This window comes from Streptomyces melanosporofaciens, from assembly GCF_900105695.1.
Taxonomy (GTDB): domain Bacteria; phylum Actinomycetota; class Actinomycetes; order Streptomycetales; family Streptomycetaceae; genus Streptomyces; species Streptomyces antimycoticus.
This window is the reverse complement of sequence record NZ_FNST01000002.1, coordinates 5,596,218-5,614,096: the sequence shown is the minus strand read 5'-3', so window position 1 is coordinate 5,614,096 and position 17,879 is coordinate 5,596,218. Positions and strand designations below refer to the sequence as shown.

The 17,879-nt window shown below is 72.8% G+C and carries 12 protein-coding genes and 1 pseudogene; 6 read left to right on the top strand and 7 right to left on the bottom strand.

What is annotated here, in order from left to right; all coding sequences use genetic code 11:
• The first annotated feature begins 68 nt into the window (after positions 1-68).
• Both BLV72_RS27085 and BLV72_RS27080 read left to right on the top strand, forming a co-directional pair.
• On the top strand, positions 69-773 hold the full coding sequence (locus BLV72_RS27085; RefSeq protein ID WP_093465456.1) for a hypothetical protein: 705 nt from the start codon (positions 69-71) through the stop codon (positions 771-773).
• Between the two features lie 104 nt (positions 774-877).
• Positions 878-1,639, top strand: a complete 762-nt coding sequence (locus BLV72_RS27080; protein ID WP_093465455.1) for a neutral zinc metallopeptidase — start codon at positions 878-880, stop codon at positions 1,637-1,639.
• A 139-nt stretch (positions 1,640-1,778) separates the two neighbouring features.
• Here BLV72_RS27080 and BLV72_RS27075 read toward each other — a convergent pair whose 3' ends face one another.
• Positions 1,779-3,503, bottom strand: a complete 1,725-nt coding sequence (locus tag BLV72_RS27075) for an AMP-binding protein (RefSeq protein WP_093465453.1) — start codon at positions 3,501-3,503, stop codon at positions 1,779-1,781.
• Positions 3,504-3,576: 73 nt separating this feature from the next.
• On the bottom strand, positions 3,577-5,274 hold the full coding sequence (locus BLV72_RS27070; protein WP_093465451.1) for an AMP-binding protein: 1,698 nt from the start codon (positions 5,272-5,274) through the stop codon (positions 3,577-3,579).
• A gap of 94 nt (positions 5,275-5,368) precedes the next feature.
• Here BLV72_RS27070 and BLV72_RS27065 point away from each other — a divergent pair, with 94 nt between their 5' ends.
• From BLV72_RS27065 to BLV72_RS27055, 3 genes and pseudogenes are all read left to right on the top strand, one after another.
• A complete protein-coding gene (locus tag BLV72_RS27065; RefSeq protein ID WP_093465450.1) occupies positions 5,369-6,298 on the top strand; it encodes a helix-turn-helix transcriptional regulator in 930 nt (309 codons plus the stop codon).
• A 306-nt stretch (positions 6,299-6,604) separates the two neighbouring features.
• A pseudogene (locus tag BLV72_RS27060) lies at positions 6,605-7,791 on the top strand (magnesium and cobalt transport protein CorA).
• Between the two features lie 149 nt (positions 7,792-7,940).
• The gene (locus tag BLV72_RS27055; protein ID WP_093465448.1) at positions 7,941-8,834 is read left to right on the top strand and encodes a phosphatidylinositol-specific phospholipase C; all 894 of its coding nucleotides are present in this window, start codon (positions 7,941-7,943) and stop codon (positions 8,832-8,834) included.
• A 10-nt stretch (positions 8,835-8,844) separates the two neighbouring features.
• Here the strand turns inward: BLV72_RS27055 and BLV72_RS52080 are convergent, their stop codons facing one another.
• From BLV72_RS52080 to BLV72_RS27025, 5 genes are all read right to left on the bottom strand, one after another.
• Positions 8,845-10,497: a glycoside hydrolase family 6 protein gene (locus BLV72_RS52080; protein WP_425288400.1), complete on the bottom strand. Its 1,653-nt coding sequence runs from the start codon at positions 10,495-10,497 to the stop codon at positions 8,845-8,847.
• 175 nt (positions 10,498-10,672) lie between these two features.
• On the bottom strand, positions 10,673-11,824 hold the full coding sequence (locus BLV72_RS27040; protein WP_093465447.1) for an XdhC family protein: 1,152 nt from the start codon (positions 11,822-11,824) through the stop codon (positions 10,673-10,675).
• Positions 11,825-11,905: 81 nt separating this feature from the next.
• Positions 11,906-14,302, bottom strand: a complete 2,397-nt coding sequence (pucD, locus tag BLV72_RS27035; RefSeq protein ID WP_093465445.1) for a xanthine dehydrogenase subunit D — start codon at positions 14,300-14,302, stop codon at positions 11,906-11,908.
• 2 nt (positions 14,303-14,304) lie between these two features.
• The gene (locus BLV72_RS27030) at positions 14,305-14,946 is read right to left on the bottom strand and encodes a (2Fe-2S)-binding protein (RefSeq protein ID WP_093465443.1); all 642 of its coding nucleotides are present in this window, start codon (positions 14,944-14,946) and stop codon (positions 14,305-14,307) included.
• The gene (locus tag BLV72_RS27025) at positions 14,937-15,827 is read right to left on the bottom strand and encodes an FAD binding domain-containing protein (protein WP_093465442.1); all 891 of its coding nucleotides are present in this window, start codon (positions 15,825-15,827) and stop codon (positions 14,937-14,939) included. The genes BLV72_RS27030 and BLV72_RS27025 overlap by 10 nt, the downstream gene beginning before the upstream one ends.
• Before the next feature lie 234 nt (positions 15,828-16,061).
• Here BLV72_RS27025 and BLV72_RS27020 point away from each other — a divergent pair, with 234 nt between their 5' ends.
• Positions 16,062-17,822 (top strand): PucR family transcriptional regulator ligand-binding domain-containing protein, encoded by a 1,761-nt coding sequence (locus BLV72_RS27020; RefSeq protein ID WP_093465440.1) that lies wholly within the window; start codon positions 16,062-16,064, stop codon positions 17,820-17,822.
• The last annotated feature ends 57 nt before the right edge of the window (positions 17,823-17,879 follow it).

The window sequence follows — 17,879 nt, the reverse complement described above, 5'->3', positions numbered from 1 at the left end:
CGCCGCGGCCGCCCGCTTCGGGGAGCATGGACCCATACCGCATCCGCCCCCGTCCACGGAGCGCCCCGATGACAGACAACGTGCCGGTGCGTTGTCCCGCGTGCCGTCGCGAGCAGTCGTTCACACCGCCCACCTTCCCCTGTTCCTGCGGCGCGCCGGTCACCCTGCCCGTCCTCCGCGACGGCGCCCCGGAGGAGGTGGGCCACCGCACCTGGGAGAACCTCTGGGTGGCGGTGAACTGCCCGTCCTGCGGCCATCGGGGCCACTGGCCGCAGCCGGAACTGGGCTGCGACTGCGGCGCGGTGGTCCGCGTCCCCGTCGCGGCCGCGCCGCCCCCGGCCGGCCCGGGCGCGGTGTCCGGGCACGGCGGCCCGGTCGTGCGGCGCCCGGCCTTCCGGCCGGTGACGATCCGTACGGCGCGGGACGCGGTCACCGCCGCCTCGCTGTATCTGAAGTGGCTCGGCTTCCACAGCCTGCGGCCCTCGGAGGACCGGGCCGCGTCCGGGGTGGACCTCTACGGGACGGGCGTCGTCGCCCAGGTCGATCCGACCACCCGCCCCACCGGGCCGCGGGACATCGAATGCCTGTGGCTGAACGGGCTCCAGAAGTCGGCGATGAGCGTGTTCTTCTCGCTCGCGGGCTATGCGCGGGAGGCGCGGGCGCGCGCCGACGCGCTCCATCTGCCGCTGTTCATCATGGACCTCACCGGCACCCCCCAGCCCGTCAACGACCCGGCGGACGTGCTGATCCGGATGGGGCCGCCGGACGGCTGACCCCGGTCGGCTCTTGCGCTCATGACCGGGGAACGCTTCCGCCCCGGCACCGCCCTCCACCGTTCACCCCATCCCATCCGCTCGACCGGCCGGAGGCCGAAACGATGGCTGTTCCGTGGTACCCGAGGTCATGGGCTCCGCTCGCCGCCGCCCTGACCCTGCTTCTGGTGACCGGCTGCGCGGGCGGCGATGTGCCGCCGCCCACGGTGGAGAGCTCCTCGGCCGCACCGGCTCCCCCGTCCGGCGCCACACCGGGCACGCCCACCCCGCTCACCAGCCCTGATGGCACCGACGGCGGAAAGGCCGTGGAGCAGGACATCGACGCGGCGGTCTCCGTCACCACCACCTACTGGCAGACCCACTGGCCCGAATTGTTCACCGGCGGCTACAACCCGCCCAGGATCCTGGGGGCCTACGACGGCGACACCCCCGGTACACCGGCGTGCGGAAGTGAGCCGCTCCCCGACGACAACGCCGTCTACTGCCCCGACGGCGACTACATAGCGTGGGACATGGACCTGATGCGCTGGGGCCATGCGCGGGGCGACGCCTGGGTCTATCTGGTGATCGCCCATGAGTGGGGCCACGCCGTCCAGAACCGTCTGGACGCGGGCCTGGTCGACCTCGCCCGTGAGCTGCAGGCCGACTGCCTGGCCGGGGCGGTCCTCTTCGGCGCCGCCCAGGACGGGACGCTGACCTTCGAGGAGGGTGATACCGAGGAGCTGGCGGACGCCCTGACCGCACTGGCCGACCGGACCCCGTGGACCGACATCTCCGACCACGGCGACGCCTCCCAGCGGGTCGGCTACTTCAGCCGCGGCGCGCGATCCGGGGTGAAGTCGTGCCTGCCGAACGTCGTCCAGTGACGGGCCGGGTGTGGGCCCCCGCTGTGGCAGGGGTGCGGCCCCTGCTGTGGTGGGGGTGTGGGCCCTGCTGTGGCAGGGGTGCGGCCCCTGCTGCGGTGGGGGTGTGGGCCCCTGCTGGAGGAGAGGGGCCCGCAACTCATCAGCTGGGCGCGGTCTGCGGCTCGGCCCGCTCGACCAGCGCTTCGGATCTGGCCGGACCGTCCTCGGACCGGGTCTCGGGCAGCAGCTCCCGGGCGGCCGCCTCCCGCAGCTCGACCTTGCGGACCTTGCCGCTGACCGTCATCGGGAAGGCGTCCATCAGACGCAGATAGCGGGGGACCTTGTAGTGGGCGAGGCGGCCCCGGCAGAAGCGGGCGAGCTCGTCGCGGGTGAGGGTCTTGGCGCCCTCGCGCAGGATGACGCAGGCCAGGACCTCCTCGCCGTACTTCTCGTCCGGTACGCCGACGACCTGCACATCCGCGACCTTGGGGTGGGTGTGCAGAAACTCCTCGATCTCCCGCGGATAGACGTTCTCCCCACCGCGGACGATCATGTCCTTGATCCGGCCGACGATCTGGACGTAGCCCTCGCCGTCCATCACCGCGAGGTCGCCGGTGTGCATCCAGCGCGCCGAGTCGATCGCCTCGGCGGTCCGCTCGGGCTCCTGCCAGTAGCCGAGCATCACCGAGTAGCCGCGGGTGCACAGCTCGCCGCGGGTGCCGCGGGGCACGGTCGTCCCGGTCACCGGGTCGACGATCTTGACCTCGACATGCGGCAGCACCCGGCCGACCGTCGAGGTGCGGCGGACGAGGTCGTCATCGGGCCGGGTCTGGGCGGAGACCGGTGAGGTCTCGGTCATGCCGTAGCAGATGGACACCTCCGCCATGTGCATCTCGGCGACCACCCGCCGCATCACCTCCACCGGGCAGGGCGATCCGGCCATGATCCCGGTACGCAGCGAGCTGAGGTCGAAGGTGGCGAAGTCCGGCAGGGCCAGCTCGGCGATGAACATGGTGGGGACGCCGTACAGCGAGGTGCAGCGCTCCCGTTCGACGGCGGCCAGGGTGGCGACGGGGTCGAAGGTGGCGGCGGGGATGACCACGCAGGCGCCGTGGCTGGTGGCCGCGAGGTTGCCCATCACCATGCCGAAGCAGTGGTAGAAGGGCACCGGCACACAGATCCGGTCCTCGGCGGTGTAGCGGACCGTCTCCCCCACGAAGAAGCCGTTGTTGAGGATGTTGTGGTGGGAGAGGGTGGCGCCCTTGGGAAAGCCCGTGGTGCCGGAGGTGTACTGGATGTTGACCGCGTCGTCGCAGCTGATCCGGGCCTCGCGCTCGGCGAGCCGCTCGGGGGGCACATCGGCCCCGGCGCGCACCAGCCCGTCCCAGGTCCGGTCGCCGATGTAGATGACATCGCGCAGCGGGGAGCAGGCCGATCGCACCTGCTCGACCATCCGCCGGTAGTCGCTGGTCTTGTGCTCGATGGAGGAGACCAGGACCGAGATTCCGGCCTGCTGCAGTACGTACCGCAACTCGTGGACGCGGTACGCGGGGTTGATATTGACCATGATGGCGCCGATGCGGGCGGTGGCGTACTGCAACAGCACCCATTCGGGGCAGTTGATGGCCCAGATGCCGACCCGGTCGCCCTTGGCGACCCCCTTGGCCATCAGCCCGAGCGCGACCTCCTCGACCGACCTGCCGAACTCGGTGTAGGTCCAGCGGCGGCCGGAGGGGACGTCGACGAGCGCCTCGCGGTCGCCGTACAGCTCGACGGCCCGGGCCAGATTGGCGCCGATGGTGTCGCCGAGCAGCGGGAGGTCCCCGGCTCCGCTGGTGTAGGAGAGCCCCGCTGGGCTCGGTGGGTCAGACGTGAGGTCGGTCATGGGAGCTCCTTGGGTTCACGTTCACGCACGCCTTCACGTTCGTGCGGGTGGGTCATCATATGAGCGTCAGTCATCAGATCTCCTCATAAAACTCGATACCGCCACCCTGTGCCGTGCGTTCACGCAGCTCGATCCGGCGAATCTTTCCGGAAACCGTCTTGGGGAGGTCGGCGAACTCCAATCGGCGGATCCGCTTGTACGGCGCGAGCACCGCCCGCGAGTGCGCGAACAGCGCCTTCGCGGTGTCCGGGCCGGGCTCCCAGCCCTCCGCCAGCACGATGTACGCCTTCGGCACGGCCAGCCGCAGCGGGTCGGGGGCCGGGACGACGGCGGCCTCGGCGACCGCCTCGTGCTCCAGCAGCGCGCTCTCCAGCTCGAACGGCGAGATCTTGTAGTCGGATGCCTTGAAGACGTCGTCGGCGCGGCCGATGTAGGTGATGTAGCCGTCCGCGTCGCGCGATCCGATGTCCCCGGTGCGGTAGTAACCGCCCGCGGTGGCCTCGGCGGTGCGCTCCCCGTCGCCCTCGTAGCCGGTCATCAGGCCGACGGGACGGCCCTCGGGGCCGGTGAGGTCGAGGCAGATCTCGCCCTCCTCACCGGGCCGGCCGGTCACCGGATCCAGCAGGACGACCCGGAAGCCGGGGGTCGGCCGTCCCATCGAACCGGGCTTGAGCGGCTGTCCGGGGGTGTTGGCCACCTGAACGGCGGTCTCGGTCTGGCCGAAGCCGTCCCGGATGGTCACCCCCCAGGCGCGCCGCACATGCTCGATGACCTCGGGGTTGAGCGGCTCGCCCGCGGCGAGGGCCTCCCGGGGCGGGGTGCGCAGCTGGGTGAGATCGGCCTGGATGAGCATCCGCCAGACGGTGGGCGGGGCGCAGAAGGTGGTGATGGCGCAGCGGTCCATCTCGGCCATCAGGCGGCCCGCGTCGAAGCGCGTGTAGTTGTGGACGAAGACGGTGGCCTCGGCGTTCCAGGGGGCGAAGAGATTGGACCAGGCGTGCTTGGCCCATCCGGGGGAGGAGATGTTGAGGTGGACATCGCCCGGCCTGACCCCGATCCAGTACATCGTCGCCAGATGCCCGATGGGATACGAGATATGGGTGTGCTCGACCAGCTTGGGGCGGGCGGTGGTGCCGGAGGTGAAGTACAGCATCAGGGGGTCGGTGGCGAGGGTCGGCCCGTCGGGGACGAAGGGCTCGTCGTCCCCCGCGGCGTCCGCCGTGATACCCGCGGTCCCGGCGTCCTCGTAGCCGAGCCAGCCCTCGGGCGCGCCGCCGACCGCGATCCGGGTGTAGTCGCCCGGCACCTCCGCGAACTTCTCCGTGTCCGCGGCCCGTACGACCACATGCGCCGCCCGGCCGCGCTCGATGCGGTCGGCGAGGTCGAGCGGGCCGAGCAGCGGAGTGGCGGGGATGACGACGGCGCGCAGCTTCATCGCGGCCAGCGCGGTCTCCCACAGCTCGAACTGGTTGCCGAGCATGACCACGATGCGGTCACCGGCCCGGACGCCGCGGTCGCGCAGCCAGTTCGCGGCCCGGTTGGAGCGGCGGCGCAGCTCCTCGAAGGTCAGCCGGATCTCGCTGCCGTCCTCCTCGACGATGTGCAGGGCGGTACGGTCGCCGCCGCGCCCGGCGATCCCGTCGAACCAGTCCAGGGCCCAGTTGAACCGCTCCGGGCGTGGCCAGCCGAACCCTTCGTACGCCGCCGCGTAGTCCTCCCGGTGGTCGAGCAGGAAGTCCCGTGCCTCGCGGAAGTCGTGAGCCGGATTCATTGCTGTCACTTGTCCTCCTGAAGGGCGTACCGCTCGCTAGCATCGTGCGACGGGTGATCTGAGTCTCACTACCCCCGGACGGGGGTGGCGCTGGATGCGGGAGGTGGCCGTGACGGGATCGGACGGGGCCGTCGACATACGGAACACGCTGCAGCGGATGCGCCGGCGTGGTGGGCTGCCCGTCGCGTTCGGCGGGCTGTTCTCGGGGGCACGGCAGTTCCGGATCTCGGAACTCACCGGCACCACGACCAACTCCCTGCGGGGTCTGGCCATCACACCCGGCAACGGCCTCGGCGGCAAGGTCCTCACCATGTCCCGGCCGATCTCGGTGGCGGACTACCCCGCCTCACGGGCGATCAGCCATGAGTACGACGCGGCGGTGGGCGCGGAGGGGCTGCGCTCGATGCTCGCGGTGCCGGTGGTGGTGCGCGGGCGGGTGCGCGGGGTGCTGTACGGCGCGCTGCGCCAGCCGCTGCTGCTCGGCGACCGGGCGCTGACCGCGGCCGTGGAGTCGGCGCGCGAACTGGAACGCGTACTGGAGAGCGAACTGGCGCAGGAGCTGGCGGTGCGGGAGGAGGCGCAGCGGCTGCTGACGGAGGCGCGCCAGCGCCGTGGGCAGCCGCCGGGACCGCAGTGGGAGCCGTCGGCGGAGGAGACCGATCCGGCGGTGTGGGAGGAGGTGCGCGAGGCCCACGGCGATCTGCGGGCCCTGGCGCACCGGGTGCCCGACCCCCAGCTGCGCGAGGAGATCCTCACCGCCTGCTCCCGGCTGGCCAGGGCCTCCTCGGGGCGCGGCAGGCAGCGGGAGCACCGGAACGGGGGGACCGGGGTGGAGCTGTCGCCGCGCGAGGTGGATGTGCTGGCGTGCGTGGCCTCGGGGGCGACGAATTCGACGGCGGCGGAGCGGCTGGGGTTGCGCCCGGAGACGGTCAAGAGCTATCTGCGCTCGTCGATGCGGAAGTTGGGGGCCCATACCCGTCTCCACGCGGTGGTCGAGGCCCGCCGTGCGGGGCTTTTGCCGTAGCGGACGGCGGGTGCGGTCGCCGGTGGGCCCCGGGGCGGCCCCTCCGGGTACCCCCGCGGAAAACGCTTGGTCCGAGGCAAGTATTGCCTCGCCCACCGCTCCCCCGGGACGCACCACGGTCATATAGGGCGATATCCTGCACTGAGGTCAGTGCTCGCGACAGGAGGTGAGGTCCATGGACAGTGAGCCTCCCAGTCGTATGCCCCGAGGCGCCGCTGCGGCCCGGACGCGCTGAGCGCGCTGCCCGGCTCGGCCCGGAGGCGGCGCCCGTCCGAGCCCGAGCCCGCTATCCGTAAAGGACCCCCTATGTCCGAGCGCCGCCGCACCCCCCGCCCCACGAGGCGGTACCCCTGGCTGCGCCCCGGCGGGGCGAACCGGGCCGCTGCCGCCCCGCGCCCCGCCCCGGCGCCCCCGGGTCCGCCGCGCGACGAGCGGCGGACCGCCGCCGATGGAACCCCGCGTGAGCCGGACGAGCGCAGCGTGGTGGACGCGGCCGTGTACCGCGACGGCCGCCGGGTCGGCACCCCCGGCACCCTGGCCGCCACCTACCGGCGGCTGCGCGAGGAGCCCGGCGCGATGGCGTGGATCGGGCTGTACCGGCCGAGCGAGGCGGAGCTGCTCTCGCTGGCCGAGGAGTTCGATCTGCACAAGCTGGCCATCGAGGACGCGCTGGAGGCCCATCAGCGGCCCAAGCTGGAGCGCTACGGCGAGACGCTCTTCGTGGTGCTGCGCGCCGCCCGCTATCTCGACGCGCCGGAGGAGGTCGACTTCGGCGAGCTGCATGTCTTCGTGGGCCCCGACTTCGTCATCACCGTCCGGCACGGCGCCGCCCCGGACCTGTCCGCGGTGCGCGGCCGGATGGAGTCCACCCCGAGCTGCTGGCGCTGGGCCCCGAGGCCGTGCTGTACGCGATCCTCGACGCTGCCGTGGACGGTTATGCCCCGGTGGTGGCGGGGGTGCAGAACGACATCGACGAGATCGAGACCGAGGTGTTCCGCGGCGACCCCGAGGTGTCGCGGCGCATCTATGAACTCTCCCGCGAGATGGTGGAGTTCCAGCGCGCCACCCGCCCGCTGGTCGGGATGTTGCACGGGCTGATGGCGGGTTTCGACAAATACGGCACCGATGAGGAGCTGCAGCGCTATCTGCGGGACGTCGCCGACCACGTCACGCACACCAGCGAGCGCGTGGACGGCTTCCGCTCGGCCCTCACCGACATCCTCGCGGTCAACGCCACCCTGGTGACCCAGCAGCAGAACGCCGAGATGCGGGCGCTGGCCGAGGCGGGTTTCGAGCAGAACGAGGAGGTCAAGAAGATCTCCGCCTGGGCGGCGATTCTGTTCGCGCCCACGCTGGTCGGCACCATTTACGGGATGAACTTCACCCATATGCCCGAGCTGGACTGGGTGTGGGGGTATCCGTTCGCGATCGTGCTGATGGCGGTGGTCTGCGTCAGCCTGTATGTCATCTTCAAGCGCCGCGGCTGGCTCTGACGGCGCCCCAACTCTCCGGCTGGATCGGCGATTCAAGGGAATTCCTCGATTGAATCGCTGATTCAGCCGCTGTCCATGGCCCCTCCCCCTCGTTTGTGCTTCGATGCCGTCCGGCACGGCACGGGCAGGCGAGCGACGGGAGTACGCGTATGGACCGGCGAGGGTTCCTCAGGGGCGCGGCCGCGCTGTCCACCGCGGGGCTGGTCACCACCGTCGGCGCTACCGCGACGGCCACGGCCGCCGCGCCGCCCCGGCTGCGGGCCGCACAGGACTGGCTGTCGGCCATCGCCGACGCCACCCCGGTCCAGCGGCTGACCCTGCCCGGCACCCACAACTCCGGCGCCCGCTTCGGCGGCCCGTGGACCGAGTGCCAGAACACCACCATCGCCGACCAGCTCAGCAGCGGCATCCGCTTCCTGGACGTCCGCTGCCGCGCTTTCGAGAACGCCTTCCCCATCCACCACGGCGCCTTCTACCAGAACCTCAACTTCGACGATGTGCTCGGCGCCTGCCGCTCCTTCCTCTCCGCGCATCCCTCGGAGACCGTGCTGATGCGGGTCAAGCAGGAGTACTCGGAGGAGAGCGCCGCGGAGTTCCGCCGGATCTTCGACACCTACCTGGACGACAAGGGCTGGCGCTCGCTGTTCCGCCTGGACAACACCCTCCCCGCCCTGGGCCAGGCCCGGGGCAGGGTGGTGCTGCTCGCCGACTCGGACAACATGCCGGGGGTGCGGTACGGCGACGGGGGGCTCTTCGACATCCAGGACGACTACATGGCGGAGCCGTTCGGCAAGTACCCGAAGATCCAGGCGCAGTTCCGCAAGGCGGCGGCCCAGCCCGGCAAGCTCTTCATCAACTATGTCTCCACCGCCGCCCTGCTGCCGCCCCGCTCCAACGCGGACCGGCTCAACCCGCAGGTGAAGTCGTTCCTGGAGGGCGCCGAGGCACAGGGCTGGACCGGGCTCGGGATCGTTCCGATGGACTTCCCGAACACCGCGTCCGGCCTGGTCGACGCCCTCGTCCGGCACAATCCGGCGGGCTGACCGCGGAGCGTCAGCGGCCGTGGGTCCGGCGGAAGACCTTGACCGACGGTTCCGCGTAGCGCACCAGCTCCAGCGCCTGCTCGGGGAACCACTCCCCCGCGTCGGGGTTGACGGTCCCGCGCACCGGGTCCAGGGGCCCGTCGGTGCCGCGCAGGCACCGCCCGTCCGACTCGCCCGGCGTCTTCACCCACAGCGCGGCGTCCAGCAGCGCATCGCCCGTGCGGGTGGTGGGGCGCCGGCCCAGGCCCCGCGCCGGCGGGTTGCACCACGACTGCGCGTCGAGGTGCGCCCCGGCCCTGGGGGCCCAGGGGCCCTGGCCGTTGCGGCTGGTGTCGGTGACGAAGTGCTTCATACGGCCCGGGTCGTCCGGTACGTGGGCGTGCAGCCAGCGGCGGGCGTGCCGCCGTGACCAGCTCTGGTCGGCGCAGTCCTCGGGGTCCCCGCCCTCGTCGGCGTAGGCGAGGCAGGAGGAGATCAGCCGGCCGTACCAGGCGCTGTCGGGGTCGGTCTGGTAGTGGGAGACGTTGAGGGCGAAGCCGGTGGCGCGGTCGATCCCGGCCTTGATGAGCCGGGGCACGATGCTGCTGACGGAGTGCCAGCCGGCGTGGCCCGCGTCCAGGTACACCGACGCGTTGCCGAGTGCGGTGAGGGCGTCGACCGCGTAGTTGATCTCGGAGTAGCGGGCGGCGGTCTCCGGGTCCTCGACCACCGGGGTGTCCAGGTCGCCCGTGTCCTCGGTGTCGGGGGTCACCGGGTCGGGCGTGGGGAGCGGGGGCAGCTCGGGGAGGGTGCCGGGCTGCTCGGCGGAGGGCTCGGGGGCGGGGCTCTGGGATGCGGAGGGCTCGAGGCCGGAGGGCTCCTGGGCCTCGGCGGGCTTGGGCGCCGGGTCCTCGGAGGCGGGGAGGCGCGGGTCCTCGGACTGGGCGTCCGGAGACTGCGCGGCGTCCTGGGCGGCCGATGCGGCGGGCGGGGACGTGGACGCGCCGGGGTCGGGCAGCGGGGGCAGATCGGTGGGCGATGCCTCGGCGGCGGGAGGCTGCTCGACGTCCGTCTGCTGCTCGGCGGCGAGTTGCTCCTCGGCGGGCTGCTCCTCGGCGGGCTGCTCGTCGGCGGGCTGCTCGTCGGCGGCGGTCTGATCGACGTTCGATTCGTCGGCGCAGTCGGAGGGCAGCAGCGACAGCGAATCGGGTTCGAGGACGATCAGCACCTTACGGTCGCCGATGCCCTCGGCGACGGCGTCGATCCACGCCTCGTACGCGGCGAGGCCGTCCGCTCCTCCGCTCGAGTAGCTGCCGCAGTCACGGCCCGGGATGTTGTAGAGCGCGAGGACCGGCAGCCTCCCCTGCACGTCGGCGCTCCGCGTCGTCCTGCGGACCAGCCGCTCGACCCGCTCCGGGCTCTCGTCCCCGTACCAGACCGCCTGCGGCGTCCGCACCATGGCGAGGAGCCCGGCGGAGTCGCGGAAGTCGCCCCGCCAGGCGAGGCGGGCCACCTGGCGGTAGGAGTCCCGGTCGGGGGGCGGGGCGTAGAGGCGGGCGATGCGGGAGGAATCGTCGTCGTCCTCCCGCGCGGCCGCGCTCACCACGGGGCTGATCAGCAGGGGCAGGGTGGCCGCGGCCACGACGGCCGTCGACACGGTGAGAATCTTGCGTCTCTTACGCACGTGCGCACTCCAGGGGGCGGCAGGACCAAGGTCGATTTCTGACTCTCACTCAGAAACCGGCGCCCGGCAAGAGAAGCCTCCGCCAGGTGGCGGAGGGTTTTTCCCGCTCAGGAGTGGCCTTATGTCAGACGATCCTTCTGTGATCTGATCCGATGTCAGGTGAAGTCAGCCGGCGTCAGGCGACCGAGCCGATCCGGTCCGAGGTCGCCCCGGTGTCGTGGTGGATCGGGGTCCGGGCACCCGTCAGCGGCGTTCCGCTGCCGCCCCGACGGTTGGCGACGATCTCGCCGGCGATGGACAGCGCGGTCTCCTCGGGCGTACGGGCGCCGAGGTCGAGGCCGATCGGGGAGCGCAGCAGGGCCAGCTCCGGCTCGCCCACACCGGCCTCGCGCAGCCGCCGCAGCCGGTCCCGGTGGGTGCGTGCGGAGCCCATCGCGCCGACGTACGCCACGGGCAGCCGCAGCGCCCGCTCCAGCAGCGGCACATCGAACTTCGCGTCGTGGGTGAGCACGCACAGCACCGTGCGGGCGTCCACCTCGGTCTTCTCCAGATAGCGGTGCGGCCAGTCGACGACCACCTCGTCGGCGTCCGGGAAGCGCAGCGCGGTCGCGAAGACCGGACGGGCGTCGCAGACCGTGACGTGGTAGTTCAGGAACTTCCCTATCCGCACGAGCGCGCTCGCGAAGTCCACCGCCCCGAAGACGATCATGCGCGGCGGCGGCACGCTGGCCTCGGCGAGCAGCGTGACGGGCTGCCCGCAGCGGCTTCCCTCGGCGCCGATGACCACGGTCGCGGTGCGCCCGGCGTCCAGCAGGGCGCGGGCCTCCGCGGCCGCCGTACGGTCCAGCTCGGGGTGGCCGCCCAGGGTGCCGTCCCAGCCGCCGTCCGGGCGGACGAGCAGGGCGCCGCCCAGCAGCTCGGGCGGGCCGTCCACGATCCGGGCCAGCGCCGTCGTCCGGCCGTCGGCGGCGGCGGACGCGGCGGCTGCGAGGACGGGACGCACCCGGCGGTCGGCCGCCGGGGCCGGGGTGACCAGGACATCGATGACTCCGCCGCAGGTCAGGCCGACCGCGAAGGCGTCCTCGTCGGAGTAGCCGAAGGTCTCCCGTACGGTCTCGCCGGTGCTCAGCGCCTCCTGGCACAGCTCGTACACCGCGCCCTCGACACAGCCGCCGGACACGCTGCCGATCGCGGTGCCCTCGGCGTCCACGGCGAGGGCGGCCCCGGGTTGCCGGGGCGCGCTGCCGCCCACGGAGACCACGGTGGCGACGGCGAAGTCCCGGCCCTCCTCGCACCAGCGGTGCAGCTCGGCGGCGATGTCCAGCATGGTGATCAGCTCCTTGGGCGGCGCATCGATACGCGGCGCATCGGTATCCGGAACAACGCACTCGGCTCCCGATATCTGCCCTCAGGTGCCCGTCAGGTGCTCCGGGCGCACGGGCACGCGCTTCAGGGGCAGGCCCGTGGCCGCGCGGATGGCGGCGACGACGGCCGGGGTCGAGGAGAGCGTGGGCGCCTCGCCGACGCCGCGCAGCCCGTACGGGGCGTGGTCGTCGGCCAGCTCCAGCACGTCCACCGGCATGGCGGGGGTGTCCAGGATGGTGGGGATCAGATAGTCCGTGAAGGACGGGTTGCGCACCCGCGCCCCGTCCGCCGAGACGACGATCTCCTCCATCACGGCGAGCCCGAGCCCCTGCGTCGAACCGCCCTGGATCTGCCCGACCACCGACAGTGGGTTGATCGCCTTGCCCACGTCCTGCGCGGCCGCCAGCTCGACCACCTTGACCAGCCCCAGCTCGGTGTCGACCTCGACGACCGCGCGATGGGCGCAGAAGGAGTACTGCACATGGCCGAAGCCCTGGCCGGTACGGAGATCGAACGGCTCGGTGGGCCGGTGCCGGAACTCCCGCTCCAGATCGATCGCCTCATCGCCCAGGATCCCGGCGAGGTCGCCGATCACCTCGCCACCGTCGGTGACCACCTTGCCGTCCGCCAGCCGCAGCCGGGCGGGCTCCGCCCAGGCGGGGTGGGAGGCGCCGAACCGCTCACGGCCGCGCCGCAGCACCTCCTCGCGGACCGCCTCGCAGGTGTGCTTGACGGCGCCGCCCGTCATATACGTCTGGCGGGAGGCGGAGGTGGAGCCGGCCGAGCCGACCCGGGTGTCGGCGGGGTGGATGGTGACCCGGTCGACGCCCAGCTCGGTGCGGGCGATCTGGGCGTGCACGGTGACCCCGCCCTGGCCGACCTCGGCCATCGCGGTGTGCACCAGGGCGACCGGCTCGCCACCGATCACTTCCAGCCGGATCCGGGCGGTGGAGTAGTCGTCGAAGCCCTCGGAGAAGCCGACGTTCTTGATGCCGACCGCATAGCCCACCCCGCGCACCACGGCCTCGCCGTGGGTGGTGTTGGACAGCCCGCCCGGCAGGGCCCGTACGTCCACGGGGCCGCCCGCCGCCTCCCAGGCACGCTCGGGCGGCATCGGCAGCGCCTTGACCCGGCGCAGCAGCTCGGCGACCGGGGCCGGGGAGTCGACGAGCTGCCCTGTGGGCATGGTGGCGCCCTGGGACATGGCGTTGCGCTGCCGGAACTCCACCGGGTCCAAGCCGAGTTCGGCCGCCACCGCGTCCATCTGCGCCTCGTAGGCGAAGCACGCCTGGACGGCGCCGAAGCCGCGCATCGCACCGCAGGGCGGGTTGTTGGAGTAGAGCGCGATGGCCTCGACGTCGACGTTCTCGACGACGTAGGGGCCGATCGACAGGGAGGCGGCGTTGCCCACGACCGCCGGGGAGGAGGAGGCGTACGCCCCGCCGTCCAGGACGATGCGGCACTGGACGTAGAGCAGCGTGCCGTCGCGGCTCGCGCCGTGTTCGTAGGTGAGCTTGGCGGGGTGGCGGTGGACATGGCCGAAGAAGGATTCGTATCGGTTGTAGACGATCTTGACGGGCTTTCCGGTGCGCAGCGCCAGCAGACAGGCGTGCGCCTGCATGGACAGGTCCTCGCGCGCGCCGAACGCCCCGCCCACCCCCGACAGCGTCAGCCGCACCTTGTCGGCGGGCAGCCCGAGAACCGGGGCGAGCTGATCGCGGTCGACATGCAGCCACTGGGTGGCGATGTAGAGGTCCACGCCGCCGTCCTCGGCGGGCACCGCGAGCCCCGACTCCGGGCCGAGGAACGCCTGGTCCTGCATGCCCACCTCGTAGTCCCGGCGGACCACCACATCGGCGCGGGCCCGGGCGGCGGCGACATCGCCGCGCAGGACGGGCTGGCGGTGCACGATGTTCGGGTGCGGGGCGTGGCCGGCGTGGTGGTCCCGGCGGCCGGGGTGGAGCAGCGGCGCGCCCGGCGCGGTGGCCGTGGCCTCGTCGACGACCAGCGGCAGCTCCTCGTACTCCACCGCGATCCGGGCGGCGGCGCGGCGGGCGGTCTCGGGGTGGTCGGCCGCGACGATCGCGACGGGCTCGCCGTGATAGCGGACCCGGTCCTTCGCGAGCACGGGCTGGTCGCGGATCTCCAGGCCGTAGTGGGTCTCGGCGGGCAGGTCGTCATGGGTCATGACGGCGTACACCCCGGGCAGGGCGAGCGCCGCGGCGGTGTCGATGGACCGGATCGCGGCGTGGGCGTGCGGGCTGCGGAGGGTGAAGCCCCACAGCATGTCCTCGTGCCACAGATCCGAGGAGTACGCGAACTCGCCGGTCACCTTGAGGGTGCCGTCGGGGCGCAGGGTGGACTCGCCGATCGTCCCCCTGGTGGCGCCGGTGGCCTGGGTGAGGGCGGCGGGGGCGCTGGCGGTGCGGTCGGCTGCCATGGTCAGACCGCCTTCCCGGTGCGGGCGGCCGCGAGCCGGACCCCGTCGAGGATCTTTTCGTAGCCGGTGCAGCGGCAGAGGTTGCCGGAGAGCGCCTCGCGGATATCGGCGTCGGAGGGGTCGGGGGTGCGCTCCAGCAGCTCATCGGCGGCCACGAGCAGTCCGGGGGTGCAGAAGCCGCACTGGACGGCGCCGGCGTCGATGAACGCCTGCTGGACGGGGGCCAGCGGGGCAACCTGCCCGGGGCGGGATGGCTCGGGCTCTCCGGGGTGGCCCGTCCCAGGTTCCCCGGAGTGGATGACCTCGTGCTCCGCGGGGCGGACCTCGGGCTCCCCGGTGCGGCCTGCCCCGGGCTCCCCGGGGCGGACGGCCCCCGTCGTATGGGTGGAGCGCTGCCGGGCGTGGTCCGCGAGTCCCTCGACGGTGACCACCTCGCGGCCCTCGGCCTGCCCCGCCGCCACCAGACAGGCGCATACCGGCACCCCTTCGAGGCGGACCGTGCAGGAACCGCATTCGCCCTGCTCACACGCGTTCTTCGAACCGGGAAGCCCCATCCGCTCGCGCAGCACGTACAGCAGGGACTCGCCCTCCCAGACGTCATCGGCCTCGTACGGCCGTCCGTTGACCGTGATGTTCACGCGCACTGTGCGGTCCTCCCGTCTCCCTCGCGATACGCCTCCCAGGTCCAGCCGAGCGTGCGGCGCGCCATGACCCGCACCGCGTGGCGGCGGTAGGCGGCGCTGCCGCGTACGTCGTCGATCGGGCGGCACGCTCCGGCGCACAGCTCGGCGAACCGCCGGGCGGTCGACGGGTCGAGGGGCGCGCCGCTGTCCCAGAAGCCGCCCTCCTCGAGCGCCGCGCCCAGGAACTCCTCGGCCTCATGGGCCCGTACGGGCGTGGGCGCGGCCGATCCGATGCCGGTGCGCACGGTGCGGGTGCGCGGATGGAGCGCGACGGCGAAGGCGCAGACCGCGATCACCATGGCGTTCCGCGTGCCGACCTTGGAGAACTGCTGCGGACCGTCCGCCTTCTGGATGTGCACCGCCCGGATCAGCTCATCGGGTTCCAGGGCATGGCGCTTGACCCCGGTGAAGAACTCCTCGACGGGGATGCGCCGGGTGCCGCGCACCGACGCCGCCTCCACCTCGGCCCCGGCCGCCAGCAGTGCGGGATGCGCGTCCCCGGCGGGCGAGGCGGCGCCGAGGTTGCCGCCGACGGTGCCGCGGTTGCGGATCTGCGGTGAGCCGACGGTGTGCGCGGCGAGCGCCAGCCCCGGCAGCTCGGTCCGCAGCTCCTCGATGATCCGGGTGTACGGGACGCCCGCGCCCAGCCGGATCGTACGGTCGGTGGCCTCCCACTCGGCCAGTTCGGCGACGCGGGTCAGATCGAGCAGATACTCGGGCCGCCGGTGATCGAAGTTGATCTCGACCATCACATCGGTGCCGCCCGCGATGGGCACGGCGGTGGGGTGCTCGGCCTTCGCGGCGAGCGCCTCCTCCCAGCCGGCGGGGCGCAGGAAGTCCATGGGTCTCTCTTCTCGAATCGTCGGCGTCGCCGTCGGCAGGTGGGAGCCCCCTCCCAGAACTCTGCACGCGACTCAACGCCAGTAGACCGAGGTGTGGGCCACCTGGTGCAGTCACCGAAGACATGAAGCAATTGGCTGGCCAGGCGGCGGGTCTTGTAGATTCGAACGAACGGCGGGGGCCGGAAACCTCGCGGTATTCGACCGGCGACACGGAACAAGATCGGCTGGCATCCCATGCGGCTGCGCGCACTGCTGGAGAACGACACCCTGGGCCTGCGCCTGCTCGGTGGCGAGGGCGAGCTGGACCGTACCGTGCGCGGCGTGATGACCACCGATCTGCGCGACCCCAGCCGCTATCTCTCGGGCGGTGAACTCGTGCTGACCGGCCTCGCCTGGCGGCGTGAGCCGGAGGACTCCGAGCGGTTCGTGCGCATCCTCGCGGCGGCCGGGGTGGCGGGGCTGGCGGCGGGCGAGGCGGAGCTGGGCGCCGTGCCCGAGGATCTGATGCTGGCCTGCGGACGGCATCGGCTGCCGCTGTTCTCCGTGGTCGAGGACGTCGCGTTCGCCACCATCACCGAGCATGTGGTGCGCCAGGTCTCCGGTGAGCGGGCCGGGGATCTGGCGGCGGTCGTCGACCGGCACCGCCGGCTGATGACGTCCGGGCCCGCGGGCGGCGGCCCCGAGGTGGCCCTGGACCTGCTCCGCTCGGACCTGGACCTGACCGCGTGGGTGCTCTCCCCCACCGGCCGCCGGATCGCCGGGCCCACCGCCGCCGGAGCGGCCGCGGAGCCGCCCGCGGCGGTCCGCGCCCAGCTGGCGGGCGAGCATCTGGCCGCCCGGCGGAACGGTCGGCGCGGCCCGCACCGGATGACCGCCGCGGACGGCATGACCTACTCCCTCTTCCCCATCCGCAGTGGCGACACGGACGACGAGGAGCGCGAGACCGTGCTGTCCGACTGGCTGCTGGTGGTCGGCGCGGACGCCGACGAATGGCCGGAGGAACGGCTGGATCTGCTCTATGGGGTCACCCAGCTGATCGCGGTCGAGCGCGACCGGCGGAACGCGTCGCGCACCGTGCGGCGCAGGCTCGCCCAGGAGGTGCTGGAACTGGTCCAGACGGGCGCGCCGCCCGCCGAGATCGCGGCCCGGCTGCGGGTGGCCGCACCGGTGCTGCTGCCGGGGCTCGGCACGGCGCCGCACTGGCAGGTGGTGGTGGCCAAGGTGGAGTGGGGCGTCAACGCGGCGGCGGAGCACGGCGTGGAGGGCGGGGTGCGGGACGGCGCCGCGCGAGAGGGCTTTACGCGGGACGGCGGAGCCGTCCTCGGCGCCCGGGTCGCGCAGTCGCTGCTGGAGGAGATCCTGGTCGACCCGGCCGCGCCCGGGCCGGAGCTCTCGGACCGGATCGCCGTGGCCCACACCGGCGACGAGGCGGTGGCGCTCGTCCCCCTCCCGGCGCTCATCGACGGCCCACGGGAGGGCGGCATGGACGACGCCGCGGAGGGGCTGCAGGCCGACGCGCTCCTCGCCGCCGTCCAGGAGCCGCTCTCCCGCGGTCTGGACGGCGACGGCCGGCTGACCCTCGGCGTCAGCGCCGCCGTCCACTCCGCCGACGGGCTGCGCGGCGCCCTGGAGGAGGCCCGGCACGCCCGGCGCGTCGCCGCCGCACGCCCCGGGCGGGTCTGTGCGGCCGGGCATCAGGAGCTGGCCTCGCACGTACTGCTGCTCCCCTTCGTCCCGGACGATGTGCGGCGCGCCTTCACCGCCCGGCTGCTGGACCCGCTGCGCGAGTACGACCGGCGCCACCGGGCCGAGCTGATCCCGACCCTGGAGGCGTTCCTGGACTGCGACGGCTCCTGGACGCGCTGCGCCTCCCGGCTGCATCTGCACGTCAACACGCTGCGCTACCGGATCGGCCGGATCGAGCAGCTGACCGGGCGCGAGCTGTCGCGCCTGGAGGACAAGCTGGACTTCTTCCTCGCGCTGCGCATGAGCTGACACCCGCGCTGCGCATGAGCTGACGCCCGGCGGGGCGTGGCCGAGGCCCGGGGACAC